Genomic DNA, 12286 nt, shown 5'->3' with positions numbered 1-12286 from the left:
CCGACAATGTGAGCTGGCCTCGTTCGACAGCGGGATTTGGCCCCACTTGGTGATCTCGCAGACATAATCTGTCACTGTGATTTGGCCCCACCTGCGTACTTGGGTGGTGCTCCGTCCTGCTTGGTATGGCGGTGATTATCGGGTCGCCGCCGGTCGGGGTCCGCTGATAGACAGATGCGATGGCGGATGACGACGCGCAGGGATTCCAGGCAGGGCAGTCGGGACTGATCGTGAGGGTTCCGGAGGCGGAGCCTTTGGTGCGAGCGTGGCGTAACCGCCTTGACCCCTCGGCCCGTGCCGGTGTTCCGGCGCATGTCACCGTGCTCTTCCCGTTTCTCGACGCGAGCCGCATCGATGAGGGTGTCTGCGCCGCGATCGGCGAGGTACTCGGCCGACACGAGTCCTTCGAGGCCCGGTTCGACCACTGCGGCCGGTTCCCTGGAGTGCTGTATCTCGCCCCCGAACCGGACACTGGCTTCAGGCGTCTCACCGAGGCGATCGTGGAGCGGTGGCCGGAAAGCCCGCCGTTCAGCGGGCAGTTCGACGATGTTGTCCCGCATCTGACCGTCGCTCAGGGCCAGGACGAGGCTGTCTTGGAGAAGGCCGAGGCCGACCTGCTCACCGGTCACCCCGTCGTCACGCAGGTCTCGGCGGTCGACTTGCTGGTCCACGACGGGACACGATGGCGCCAGAGGGCCTCCTTCCCGCTGGCATAGGCGCGGTTGCGCTGGTCGGTCAGCCGTTGCCCTGTTCGTTCTTGGCGTGTGCGTAGACGTCGCCGAAGTCGACCTCCGCCTCGACGCCGGGACGGTGCGACTGCGACCACCCGCGTCGTTCCAGTCGCGCAGGCGACGCCAGCAGGTCATGCCGGAACCGAAGCCCAGCTCCTGGGGCAAGAACTCCCACGGAATGCCGGTGTACAGCACGAACAGGATGCCCGACAGCACCTTCCGGTCGTCCAGACGCTTGCGCCCCGGGTGATCCGTGCGGCGCGGCACGACCGGCAGCAACGGCTCGATCCGCGCCCACAGCTCGTCCGACACGATCCACGGCGGCCGCTCACCCCGTCTCATGTGCAGGCTAACACCCCATCAGACACCGACATTCCAAGGGAAATCGCACCATTCCATTCAGAGCGGCCGGCGAAGAGCTCGGCGGCGCCGCAGCGTTGCGCCGAGCACACGGCAGGGGCGGGGCGCCGCGGAGCCGCCCCGCCCATGCCGTTGTCTCCCTTGTGTCGCGGCTCTGCGGCCAGGAACATGGGCATGTTGACGCGGCGCTACGGGGGTGGGGCGCAATGGTGTCCGATGGTTCGCAGGTGATGCGGGAGCGCAGCGCCCGCGCCTGGGTCCTGAACGGCCTGGTGCTCTGCTTATCCGTATCCCCTGCCGTACGGCACTCCGGCGACGCCTGGCCGCGCGTGCCCTTCTTCTACCCCGCACTCTGGGCGCTGCTGCTGGCCTGGTACGTCTGGAGTCAACTGCGCCCCCGGCTCCGACTCACCCCGGTCGGCCTCGAGCTCCTCGGCGAGCACGCGCGCCGCATCCTGTGGAGCGAGATCACCCGGATCGAGGTGGAGGACAAGTCGCGCCTGGTGGTCCACCTGGCGGACGGGCAGCGGGTAAAGCTGCCGGCACCGCTCCAGTACGGCCTCATCAGGGACAGTCACTTCCCCGCCCGGGTCCGCCGGGTCACCGACGCCTGGGCCGCCGGCATGGGAGTCGAGCCACAGCCGGTCCCGGAGGTGGACGAGCCCCCACCGTAGTGGCGGCGCCGTCGGATCCCATAACGGTCGCCGCATCCTTGGAACTTGCTGGCACCTGGTACGTGTACGTCGATGGGGCTGCATCGCTCGAAGCAGCTGACTCGATCGTTGCGGAGATGGCTCAGCAACTCGGCCGAACAACGGGCGAGACGCCCAACTACCACGGGATCACCGACTTGAGCCAGTGGGTTTCGTTTGAATCACAGACGGACCTCACTGCCACGAGGGGCCTTTACGCAGACGGCCTCCAATGATCGACTCGGAGTGTCAAGGACAGGCTTCTGGGGAGGGGTCGCGGGGATGGGGGAAGGTGCAGCCGTGCGCACCCCCGAGGAGAAATCTCAGTCGTGCCCGGAGTGCGGGGCCGAGATCCGCGCGGATAGCAGGTACGTCGCCTGGTGCGCGGCCTGTGACTGGAACGTGGACCCGGAAACGCCGCACCAGAAGCGGGACCGGCTGGACAGGGTGCGGCGTGCCCTGTCGCGACGGCACGGCGAGAAGCTCCTGGCAGAAGTGACGGCCGGCGGGAGCCTGCGCGCCCGGCGCGATGCCTCCTCGCTGCTCGCCTTCGCAATCGCCCTCGCCGTACACGGCGTCACCGTGGCCCTCGTCCTGGGCGGAGTCTGGTGGCTGGTGCGCGGATGGGGCGGCGTGGGCATGGTGCCGGGATTGCTCCTCCTCGCCCTCGCGTGGCCCCTCAGACCACGGGCCGCGCGGTTGCCCAAGGCAGACCCGATACTGCACCGTGACGATGCGCCCGAGCTCTACGCGCTGGTCGACGAGGTCGCCCAGGTGGTCGGCACCCGCGGTATCGACGAGGTCAGGGTCGACACGAAGGTCAACGCGAGCGTCATGGCCCATGGCGTGCGCGGGCGGCGACTGCTCATGCTGGGGGTGCCCCTGTGGGAGATCCTCACGCCGCAGCAGAGGATCGCACTGCTGGGCCACGAACTCGCCCACTACAGCAACGGCGACACACGCCAAGGTCTGGTGGTGTCGACGGCGTACCGCTCACTGACCACCTGGCACTACTACTTCACCCCGATAGCCAAGCCGTCCGCCGCCGAAATGTTCATCAACCTGCTCTACATCGTGCCCCGTCTGCTCCTCCAGGGCGTGCTGACACTGCTGGACCACTTGACGCTGCGGGCCACTCAGCGAGCCGAGTACCTTGCCGACCGCGAGGCCGCCCGCGCGGCGTCCACCGAGGCGGCCGTGGGCCTGATGGACCGGCTGCTGGTCACGGAGTCCGCCGCCGCCGCCCTCCGACGGGAGGCCAGCCAGGCCGCCCTCGCCGGACGGCGCGGCGCCCGGACGGTCGAGGCCAAACCGGAGGAAATCTGGGAGCGGCTCAGAGCACACATGGCATCAATCCCCGAGTACGAGTACGAGCGGCAGCGACGTGCCGGCGTTCGGCGCGGGCACAGCGTCGACGCGACCCACCCGCCGACACACCTCAGACGTACGTGCCTGCTCGTCGGCCCGGCCGCACCCGCTGCCGTGGTGACGGACGACGAACGGCAACGGCGGATCGCCGCTGAACTCGCGGGGGCCCGCGTCACGGTGGCCCGCCGCATTGTCCGAGAGGGCTTCGACGGCTAGGTCTCTGCCCGAAGCCGAGGCCGTCACGGGGCCGTGCGAGGCAAACCGATGTTGACAGACGATGACAACTGGCCCGGACATCCGCGCAGGTGACAGGGGCAGCTACGGTAGGCCACCGCACGTGAGAGGCTTGGCTCACCACTTCCAGAAGAACTGATCGAGTGCCCCATGCACCCTTGACCCGATCATTGAAACTTCCGGCCAAAGTCGCTACGCCGGCAGCATGGGCGAGTGCCGGCGTCGTCCCATGGCCATGACAGCTGTAGGAATGTTGCCAAGCGGCCAGATCGCACTCATCATGTGCGGCATGCGGAGTGTCCAGGTGGGAGCAAGAACCGGCAGGACACGGGGATCGCTTGGTAGCGCCTCGGAGTCTCGGCAAGTCGGCCTGGGCGGCATACGCTCCCCAAACTAGGGCTGAACGCTTCGCCGGAGCTGCATTGTGCGGTCAGAGCGAGGGGCCCAAGACCTCGTCGAACCCCGTCAATGGCAGTACGTTTCGGGCCATGAAGCTGGACGACGTTCCTGCGGAGCCGATTTCCTGGACAGGTGTGCTTCACCACATCCTCAGCCGCCCGACATTGATCACGAGGTTGGTAGGGCTCGCGATCCTGAGCGGCATCGTTGGGAGCCTCATACCCAACCCTTGGCAGCTGCTCATTGCCATCCCGGCCGGGGCCGTAGCGAGCTTCTGGATGCTCAGCAGTGTTCATGGAACTGCGCAACAGCGGCACAGTGCAGCAGCTGTGAACGACGACGAGCAAGGAAACAACCTTGACATCCAGACTTGACATCAACGTCGGCGCACCGCAACGGATGACGGAGTATGTCGGCAGTCATCCGTCCCCCGGCCACAGCGCTTCTGCCAGGGCAATGCCAGTCCCCGGATCGAACTCCTGAAGCGAGTGTCGCTGGATGGCCACAGCGCGCGATGCGGCAATCCGTTTGCTGCATCTGCGGGTTACCGTCGAACATGGCGTATGACCTTCCCTAACTATCCAGGCAAGCACGCCCTGCCCGCGCTCTTCCAGCCGCACGAGACCCTGCGCCAAGCTGTTCGGCAGCAGGTGGTACCGGAAGCGGTCGTGATGATGTACAGCGCCAGGCTTCGGCGTGGGGTGCTGGAGCGGTACGAATCACAGCGTTTTGAGTCTTTCTTCGGCGAGTTCCATGTCGTGGATGTGGCGGGCAAGCAGGTTGGGTTGCTGAGCGGGTTCGGCATAGGGGGTCCGGCCGCTGCGTCCGTATTGGAAGAGGCCATCGCCGCAGGCGCGCGACGCGTGGTGAGCATTGGTGGCGCCGGCGGGCTGTGTGTCGGCCAGGTCCCCGGTGACGTGGTCGTCTGCGACCGGGCTGTGCGTGATGAAGGCGTCTCGCACCACTACCTGGAGCCGGAGCGCTATGTGCAGCCGGACGAGGAGTTGACAGCTCGGTTACTCGATATGCTCGAAAGACGCGGACGCCAAGTGCAGGTAGGCGGCAGTTGGACAACCGACGCGGTCTATCGAGAGACGCGGCAAGAGGTGCTGGCCTATCGAGGCGAAGGCGTACTGACTGTCGAGATGGAAGCCGCATCCCTCGCAGCAGTGGCTCAGTATCGAGGCATCGCCTTCGCCGCCGGCCTCGTCGTCATGGACTCGCTGGCTGCGGAGACTTGGGAGCCCAAGGGGCTCGCCGACGCTGCAGCCTTCGACGCGCTCAACGACCTGTTCGACGCTGCTGCCGCAGTACTTGTCGGCCCCTGAGTCCGTGCAAGGAGTTGGAAAGCGCGCGGGCCGACAGCTGCATACCGCCTCGCCGGCCGGCCGCAGCCCGCGCATTGTCACGCGTCGGGGACGACTCGCTGATGGACGGCTCTAAGGGCGGCACCGCGAACAGGGGGACCGTTCGCAGGAGACGCTCTGTTGCCAGGGGCGTACCGGGCGGTTACCGGATCTGGGACAACCGAGGTTGTCAGTGGTGGAGCGACCTCTACGAGTTGTGTGTCGCTGCGCCGCCAACGGACTCGCTGGTGCTCCCCGTCTGCGGCTCCGCCGCTGGGGCGCCTGCCCCCGGCGTGATCAGTCCCGTCTCGTAGGCCACGACGACGGCCTGGGCGCGGTCGCGCAGGCGGAGCTTGGCCAGGATCCGGGCCACGTGGGTTTCGAGGTGCTGCGCCACACCCACCGACGGGAGCGGAGCAGCCGGCGCGGTGCCCGGCGTCGGCACCGGCGGCGGTGTCGGCACCAGATCCGGCGGAACCGGAACGTCGCTGCTGCCCTGCCTGAGGGCAGTGCCCAGCGTGCAGCCGACGAGGACGAAGGCAAGGATCGCGTCGGCGGCCCACATCCACCGGGACGGACGCGGCAGCGGGCTCCAGCGCCGCAGCGCCGCGACACCTGTCCTCCACCGCTCCACGATCTCTGCCCGAACAGCCCCGCCCATGTGCACAGTGTGGCAAGCCCCGAACCCGGCCACATCCCTCCCGCTGTGGACGGGTGCTACATCCCCCGCGTACATCGCAGGGATGACGCGACCGGCGGGTCACCCAGGGACGGCAGCCCATCTCGCCTTCGCAGGCGACGCCCCGGGCACGGCCCGGCCCCTACCTTCGGGCCGAACCGTCAACCACCGGCCTGTGGAGGCACCGTGGCAGCGACCGCGCCCGTCATCGACATCCGTGATGTGACCAGGGCGTACGGGGAGGGGCCGCCGGCTCTCGCCGACGTGACACTGAGCGTGCGCGCCGGAGAGGCACTCGCCGTTCTGGGGCCGTCCGGCAGCGGCAAGTCGACGCTGCTCAATCTGATCGCCGGACTCGACCGGCCGAGCGCGGGCAGCGTCACGGTCGACGGACTGCGGGTGGACGAGCTGAGCGAGGCCAGATCGGCGGAGTACCGGCGGGCCAAGATCGGCATGGTCTTCCAGTTCTTCAACCTCCTGGACGACCTGACGGTCACCGACAATGTGCTGCTGCCCGGGCAGTTGGCGGGCCTGCCCCGGGCCGAGGCCCGCAGGCGTGCCGCCGGTCTGCTGGAGTACCTCCGCATCGACCGGCACACCGGCGCCTACCCCGGCAGGCTGTCCGGTGGGGAGCGTCAGCGGGTCGCGGTCGCCCGGGCCCTGATGAACCGTCCGGCCCTGCTGCTGGCCGACGAGCCCACGGGCGCGCTGGACACCGCCTCCGGCGAGGAGGTCCGGGAACTGCTGACCGAACTCAACGCGGAGGGGCAGACGATCATCCTGGTCACCCACGATCTGGGCCTTGCCGAGTCCTGCGCGACCCAGACCGTCGAGCTGGTCGACGGCCGAATCGTGCAGGACACCGAGCACGCGGCGGCGGTGGCCCGATGAGCGCCCTCGGCCGGGCGGTACGCGCCGGAGTCGGGCGGCGGCGCGTCCAGACCGCGGTGATGATCCTGACCACGCTCATGGCCGTCACCGCGTCGGTGCTCGCCGCCGGACTGCTCGTCGCATCCCAGGCACCCTTCGACCACGCCTTCGCCAAGCAGCACGGCGCCCACCTGACCGTGCAGTTCGACGGGACGAAGGTGACGGCCTCGAAGCTTGCGGCAACCGCCCACGCGTCCGGTGTGACCGCGGCGGCCGGACCCTTCCGGACCCTTTCGGTCCGCCCGCGCACGGCGTCGCGCTCGGAGATACTTCCGGCCGGTGTCGATCTGCCGCCGATGACCGTCGTCGGCCGGGCGGATGCCGCAGGCCGCGTCGACGGGCTGAGCCTGGTCGCGGGCGCGTGGGCCACCCGCCCCGGCCAGATCGTGATGGCCTACGACCGGGTGCCCGTACAACCGGGCGCGCGGCTGACACTCCCCGCCGCGCCGGGCAGCCCCACGCTGACCGTGGTCGGCATCGCCCGGTCGGTGACCGGCACCGCGGATGCCTGGGTGACTCCCGCGCAGGCCGAGGCGCTGACCGCGACGGGCGGCCCACTCACGTACGAGATGCTCTATCGCTTCCGCCACGCGGGTACGGACACCCAGGTGGCCGCCGACCGCGCCGCGATCACCGCGGCAGTGCCGAAGGACGCGTTGACCGGGTCGCACTCCTATCTGACCGTCAAGCAACAGGAGACCGCAAACGCGATGGCGTTTGTGCCGTTCCTTGCCGCTTTCGGTGTCCTCGGACTGCTCCTGTCGGTTCTGGTCATCGGCATCGTGGTCAGCGGCGCGGTCGGCGCCGCGACCCGGCGCATCGGCATCCTCAAGTCCCTCGGCTTCACCCCGGCGCAGGTCGTACGGGCCTACATCGGGCAGGCGCTGATCCCGGCGGCGGCCGGCTGCGCCCTGGGGCTGGTTCTGGGCAACCTGCTGGCCGTTCCGGTACTCGGGGAGGTCGGCACCGCCTTCGGCGGCCCGGCAGCGTCGATTCCCGTGTGGATCGACGCCGTCGTGCCCGCCGCGGCCCTCGCCCTGGTCGCCGGCGCCGCTCTGGTGCCCGCGTTGCGCGCCGGCCGACTGCGCACCGTGGAGGCGATCACCGTCGGGCGTACGCCCGGCGCCGGTCGGGGGCGCCTGGCCCGGCGGCTGACGGGACGGCTGCCGTTGCCGCGCGCGGTCAGCCTCGGGCTGGCGAACCCCTTCGCCCGCCCGGCGCGTTCGGCGACGACGGCCGCCGCGGTCGCCTTCGGCGCCGCCACCGTGACCTTCGGGGTCGGGCTCGCCCTGACGCTCGGGGCCGTCCAGTCGGGCCGCATGCTCGACTCGGCCGGTTCGGTCGTGGTGGAAACCGGCGGCGGGCAGGGGCCGCCCGGCGCCCAGGTGGTCCACGTGGGCGGCGAGTCCGACGCGCCGAAGGCCGACCCGGCGGAGATCGCCGCCACACTCCGTGCGCAGCAGGGGACCAGTCGCTTCTACGGCACGGCCCAGGCAAAGGTCAGCGCGTCCGGGATCACCAGCGCCACCACCGTGGTGGCATACCAGGGCGATGCGTCGTGGGCCGCCCCCAGATGGTCTCGGGGAGCTGGCTCGACGGCCCGGGCCAGGCGGTGGTCACAACCCGGTTCCTGAAGGCCGCCGGAATCCGTGTCGGGGACACGGTGACCCTGACGGAGCAGGGGCGGCAGACCTCGGTGCGGATCGTCGGCGAGGCGTTCTTCACCGAGGGCGAGGGCATGGAACTCCTCACCCGGACCTCGACCCTCGCGGCGCTGGGAGTCGACGCGCAACCGGGCCGGTACAACGTGGAGACGAAACCGGGGACGGATCTGGCGCACTACGTGACCTCGCTCAACGCCGCACTGGACCCGGTCGGCGCCGTCGCCCAGGCCAACACCGGCAACACCTCCGATGTGATCGTGACCATGGACGCGCTGATCGGGATGCTCACCCTGATGCTCGTCGCGGTCGCGGGCCTGGGCGTGCTCAACACGGTCGTCCTCGACACCCGCGACCGCGTCCACGATCTCGGCGTCCTCAGGGCCCTGGGCATGGCCCCTCGTCAGACCGTGACCATGGTCGTCACCTCGGTCGCCGGAATCGGCCTGCTCGCCGGCGCGGCGGCGGTCCCGGCCGGGGTCGCCCTGCACCGGTACGTCACGCCGCTCATGGGCGATGCCATCGGCATGACCGTGCCCACCTCGGACATCGCCGTCTACCACGCGCCCCAGCTGGCCATGCTCGCCCTCGGCGGGTTGGTCATCGCGGTGACAGGCGCGCTGCTGCCGGCCATCAGCAAAGGCCCGGTCAGCGACCAACAACAGTAATAACCGCTGGTCCCGCCCGAAGCCGAGCCGTGATACTGCGGTATGAGCAGATTCGCACAGGTCATCGTGCTCGCGCTGGGCGCAGAGGAGATCATGGAACCTCTCACCCGAGATGATGAGGAGCGCAGTTGGCGCGGCTGGTTCGTACCAGTCCAAAGCCAATGGGTCGGCTCCTTCGGCACCGGATGGGCCACGGAGTTCGAGCGGATGCACTCGCGGTCCGGGCTGCTGAAGCATCTGGAGTCGCTTCCCTGGCCCTGTCCGGAAAGCGTGCAGGTTCTGATTCACGACCAGGATGACGATTGCTTCGGTCTGTGGATGATCCACGACGGCAAGCTTGTGGAGATCCCTCTCCCGCGCACGCAACGGTTCCATGATCCGGCTCCGCCGAATGAGGATTACCCACCAGACCCTGGGCTTCTGCTGCGAACAGACACGGGGCGCGGCCTCCCTGAGCAGACCCCTCCTGCTCTTCGGGATCCGCGACCGGCCTGGTAGCGCTGTCGGGAGCCTCTGACATACACGACTGACATCAACAGCAGTGCAAGACGGCGGAAGCGGACGGCTCAAGGCAGCAAGCATCGGGGGCCCGAGGCCCACAACGGCCACACCCGGATCGAACTCCTGACAGTCCAGCTGTAGATCGTGGTCTTCATGTCTGGGATGCCTCTCTCACGAGCCGTCCCACAGCCCCAGCCGTCGCAGACGACGCTGCCGACGCCTCTCGTACAGTGCCGTGAACCCGAAGATCCCGCCGAGCAGAAGGCCGCCGATCGGCGCGATGACGTAGTCCGACGGCTGCGCGTCTGGGAGCAACAGGAAGTAGGTAGCCCACACTGCTCCCGTCAGAAGTGACAGGATGACCGGATGCCGGGCCGTGAACTTCTGTGTGCGTGTCGGCGGGCGCTCGCCGCCAAGGAGGCGGTCAACGGCCCAGAAGGCCCGCACCAGTCTTCGCCTGGTCTCTGACATGGCCGAGAGGGTAGCGCGCTCCGATCAGTCCTCGACCCGCGCGACTGCAGCAGCTGGTGGCCGCCCAGGAGCCCGGTGTGTGGGCGCAGAGCGTGGATGAGTTGCCGCCGCTGGTCGGCCTGCAGGAGGCTACGCAGTTGTTCGGCCTGTCCAGCCGTCAGAATCTGCCGGCTGTCGTGCGGCTGGGCCGGTTCACGCCGGCGGACTACCAGCTGTCCGGGTCGCCGCCGTGGCTGCTGGACACGCTCATCGAAGCCGCACCCGACATCCAGGCGAAGTCCCGCACAGTGATGTGGTCCATCGTGCCGCAGGTGGAGGCGGCGCTGCGGCAGGGCCGCTACACCGGACCCGGCTCCGCGATCGTCCCCCGTGGGCGTGCCGCGAAAGCCCTCTGACCGACTGCTTCACTCTAACGGACGCCTTCAACACGTGGCGCGGAATCGCTGGCCGGTACGGTGGGACGGCCACCACGGTGGACCGCTGATTCACGCTTCGTCGAAGGAGACCGTTCATGAGGATTCTTCGCAAAGCCTCCGGCGCCCTTGCCGTCACAGCATTGCTCGCGGTGCCGACCACATCGGCATTCGTGTCTGACGACTCCCGCGCGGTGAGGGTGGAGGGGCAGTTCGTGCCGCCGACTTCCCCGTTCGATCCGTCGAAACCGCTGACGTACGACTCGAAGACGGTGCCCGTGGGCGCTTTCATCTCCGTCGCCGAGCAGGTGGACGGGCGCGTCGACGGCGCGGCCACCAGTGTTCGGCTCAGTGTGAGCGGGCTGCTCCCGAACCGCACATACGGAGCGCATGTGCACAGCAAGCCGTGTGGCCGCACCCCGGATGCCTCGGGTCCGCACTACCAGAACGTCAAGGACCCGCACCAGCCTTCCACCGACCCTGCTTACGCGAACCGCGAGAACGAGGTGTGGCTGGACTTCAGGACCGACGCCCAGGGCCGTGCCACCGCCGAATCCAGTTATGACTGGGACTTCCGGCCGGGCGAGGCCCAGTCCGTGGTCATCCACGAGCACGGGACGGCGACGAAGCCCGGCGAGGCTGGAATGGCTGGGCCGCGGCTCGCCTGTCTCACCGTGCCTTTCAGCTGACCTGACCCTGTGAGGGCTGGGGCTTCCCCTTCCTGTCCGTGCGGAACGCTCTTCTGAGGGGGAGCCAAGTCCCGGTCAGGAGGCCCGTGATGAGGGCTTATATGGGGATTGATGTGCACTGTCGCCGGTCGCAGATCGCTGTGAAGGACGAGGGCGGCCGGACGGCGGTGAAGCCGGAACGTGCCCAACGGTAGAGAGGCCGTACTGGGAGTGATCGGGGACCTTCCGGAGGGTACGCCGGTGGCATTCGAGGCCGCGTTCGGCTGGGGCCGGCTCATCGAACTGTTCCAGGACCACGGCTTCGACTCGCACACGGCCCACCGCTTGCAGTGCAAGGCGATCGCCTCGGCCCGGCTGAAGAACGACAAAATCGACGCAGCGACGCCGGCCCATCTGCTGCGCTCGGATCTGGTGGCGCAACTGCCCGGCCTGGGCGGCATCCAGCCCGTCCAGCAGCCCGCCATCGACCCCGGCCAGTCCATCCCGCAGTGGTTCGAGGCGTTCCAGGTTCCTCATGGATGCTGCGGCACCTGAAGGCACTGACCGCCAACTGCGTCGCCGAAGGCTTCCGCCGTTGGTATCGGGATGCTCTTCGAGCTCCTGCGCCGGCGCTACGGCCAGGCCGCTCAAGGCGACGCCTTCCGCCTCAACAACAACTGCTGCAGCCGGTACGTGCGGCCCCTGATCGAGCGTCACCCCAAGTGGTCGACCCGTTCAAGACCCGAAGCCCGAGCCGAAGCCGTCCGGCCCTCGTCGGCCGAGCCCGGGTCGCTCCCGCACCCCGTCCACACCGTCCGCCACACTCTCCCTCGGCCCGTCCCGCGCGCCCGGCGGTGCGGGGGCGACGAACAAGCCGGTGGTCCTCGTGCCCGCGCCGGTCGTCTCGCTGCCCGGGACGGGCATCCTGCCCGAGTCCGGGCCGTTGACCAGCAACGGCCCGAAAACGATGGGCCTCGCCCCCTCCACAACCCCGGATACTCGGCGGTAATGTCGCCACCCGCCGGACAGCACGAGACCGGCTGGTGAACGCAAAGGGGCCCTCATGGCGACGGACATGTCTACGGAACCGCCTTCGGACACAGCGGCGGGTATTCAGGCGGCCCATGACCGTTGGCAGCGCATGTGGAGCCACCGCGAGCAGCTA

The 12286-nt window shown here is 68.8% G+C and carries 15 protein-coding genes and 2 pseudogenes; 13 read left to right on the top strand and 4 right to left on the bottom strand.

The genetic code is table 11. From position 1 onward, the window contains the following. Positions 1-179: 179 nt before the first annotated feature. Complete coding sequence (locus tag VXC91_RS37040) at positions 180-716, top strand: 2'-5' RNA ligase family protein (RefSeq protein WP_329511742.1); 537 nt, start codon at positions 180-182, stop codon at positions 714-716. 19 nt (positions 717-735) lie between these two features. Here VXC91_RS37040 and VXC91_RS37035 read toward each other — a convergent pair whose 3' ends face one another. Together VXC91_RS37035 and VXC91_RS37030 are read right to left on the bottom strand one after the other, a co-directional pair. Then, positions 736-906, bottom strand: coding sequence for a hypothetical protein (locus VXC91_RS37035; RefSeq protein ID WP_329511741.1), 171 nt, complete (start codon positions 904-906; stop codon positions 736-738). Beyond that, positions 825-1073, bottom strand: a pseudogene (locus tag VXC91_RS37030) (transposase); the annotation flags it as partial. The pseudogene VXC91_RS37030 and the gene VXC91_RS37035, both read right to left, overlap by 82 nt. A 224-nt stretch (positions 1074-1297) precedes the next feature. Here VXC91_RS37030 and VXC91_RS37025 point away from each other — a divergent pair. The 5 genes from VXC91_RS37025 to VXC91_RS37005 all read left to right on the top strand — a co-directional run bounded on the left by VXC91_RS37025 (position 1298) and on the right by VXC91_RS37005 (position 5444). Beyond that, entirely contained in the window at positions 1298-1765 is a 468-nt protein-coding gene (locus VXC91_RS37025; protein WP_329511740.1) for a hypothetical protein, read from the top strand. A gap of 318 nt (positions 1766-2083) precedes the next feature. Beyond that, positions 2084-3367, top strand: a complete 1284-nt coding sequence (locus tag VXC91_RS37020; protein WP_329511739.1) for a M48 family metallopeptidase — start codon at positions 2084-2086, stop codon at positions 3365-3367. A gap of 506 nt (positions 3368-3873) precedes the next feature. Next, positions 3874-4158: a hypothetical protein gene (locus tag VXC91_RS37015; protein ID WP_329511738.1), complete on the top strand. Its 285-nt coding sequence runs from the start codon at positions 3874-3876 to the stop codon at positions 4156-4158. 189 nt (positions 4159-4347) lie between these two features. Then, the gene (locus VXC91_RS37010) at positions 4348-5112 is read left to right on the top strand and encodes a nucleoside phosphorylase (protein WP_329511737.1); all 765 of its coding nucleotides are present in this window, start codon (positions 4348-4350) and stop codon (positions 5110-5112) included. A 101-nt stretch (positions 5113-5213) separates the two neighbouring features. Then, on the top strand, positions 5214-5444 hold the full coding sequence (locus VXC91_RS37005; RefSeq protein WP_329511743.1) for a hypothetical protein: 231 nt from the start codon (positions 5214-5216) through the stop codon (positions 5442-5444). Here VXC91_RS37005 and VXC91_RS37000 read toward each other — a convergent pair. Then, a pseudogene (locus VXC91_RS37000) lies at positions 5402-5515 on the bottom strand (DNA-binding response regulator); the annotation flags it as partial. The gene VXC91_RS37005 and the pseudogene VXC91_RS37000 sit on opposite strands and share 43 nt — an antisense overlap. A 480-nt stretch (positions 5516-5995) precedes the next feature. On the opposite strand from VXC91_RS37000, the gene VXC91_RS36995 reads away from it, so the two are divergent. From VXC91_RS36995 to VXC91_RS36985, 4 genes are read left to right on the top strand one after another with little or no spacing between them, the layout of a single operon-like run. Next, positions 5996-6700 (top strand): ABC transporter ATP-binding protein, encoded by a 705-nt coding sequence (locus tag VXC91_RS36995; RefSeq protein ID WP_329511736.1) that lies wholly within the window; start codon positions 5996-5998, stop codon positions 6698-6700. Beyond that, the gene (locus tag VXC91_RS36990) at positions 6697-8373 is read left to right on the top strand and encodes an FtsX-like permease family protein (protein ID WP_408057568.1); all 1677 of its coding nucleotides are present in this window, start codon (positions 6697-6699) and stop codon (positions 8371-8373) included. The genes VXC91_RS36995 and VXC91_RS36990 overlap by 4 nt, the downstream gene beginning before the upstream one ends. After that, positions 8298-9068 carry an ABC transporter permease gene (locus tag VXC91_RS47225; RefSeq protein ID WP_408057567.1) on the top strand — a complete coding sequence of 257 codons (771 nt, stop codon included), beginning with the start codon at positions 8298-8300 and terminating at the stop codon, positions 9066-9068. The genes VXC91_RS36990 and VXC91_RS47225 overlap by 76 nt, the downstream gene beginning before the upstream one ends. A 42-nt stretch (positions 9069-9110) precedes the next feature. Further along, on the top strand, positions 9111-9566 hold the full coding sequence (locus VXC91_RS36985) for a hypothetical protein (RefSeq protein WP_329511735.1): 456 nt from the start codon (positions 9111-9113) through the stop codon (positions 9564-9566). 174 nt (positions 9567-9740) lie between these two features. Here the strand turns inward: VXC91_RS36985 and VXC91_RS36980 are convergent, their stop codons facing one another. Then, the gene (locus VXC91_RS36980; protein WP_329511734.1) at positions 9741-10040 is read right to left on the bottom strand and encodes a hypothetical protein; all 300 of its coding nucleotides are present in this window, start codon (positions 10038-10040) and stop codon (positions 9741-9743) included. Positions 10041-10117: 77 nt separating this feature from the next. Here VXC91_RS36980 and VXC91_RS36975 point away from each other — a divergent pair, with 77 nt between their 5' ends. The 3 genes from VXC91_RS36975 to VXC91_RS36965 all read left to right on the top strand — a co-directional run bounded on the left by VXC91_RS36975 (position 10118) and on the right by VXC91_RS36965 (position 11676). After that, positions 10118-10435, top strand: a complete 318-nt coding sequence (locus VXC91_RS36975) for a hypothetical protein (protein WP_329511733.1) — start codon at positions 10118-10120, stop codon at positions 10433-10435. Positions 10436-10551: 116 nt separating this feature from the next. After that, positions 10552-11142 carry a superoxide dismutase family protein gene (locus VXC91_RS36970; RefSeq protein WP_329511732.1) on the top strand — a complete coding sequence of 197 codons (591 nt, stop codon included), beginning with the start codon at positions 10552-10554 and terminating at the stop codon, positions 11140-11142. A 180-nt stretch (positions 11143-11322) separates the two neighbouring features. Continuing rightward, positions 11323-11676, top strand: coding sequence for a hypothetical protein (locus VXC91_RS36965; RefSeq protein ID WP_329511731.1), 354 nt, complete (start codon positions 11323-11325; stop codon positions 11674-11676). Positions 11677-12286: the final 610 nt, after the last annotated feature.

Origin of the sequence: Streptomyces chiangmaiensis (assembly GCF_036281785.1) — a bacterium.
GTDB classification, from domain to species: Bacteria; Actinomycetota; Actinomycetes; order Streptomycetales; family Streptomycetaceae; genus Streptomyces; species Streptomyces chiangmaiensis.
The sequence above is the reverse complement of the archived record's forward strand: the minus strand, read 5'-3'. Positions and strand labels throughout refer to the sequence as shown.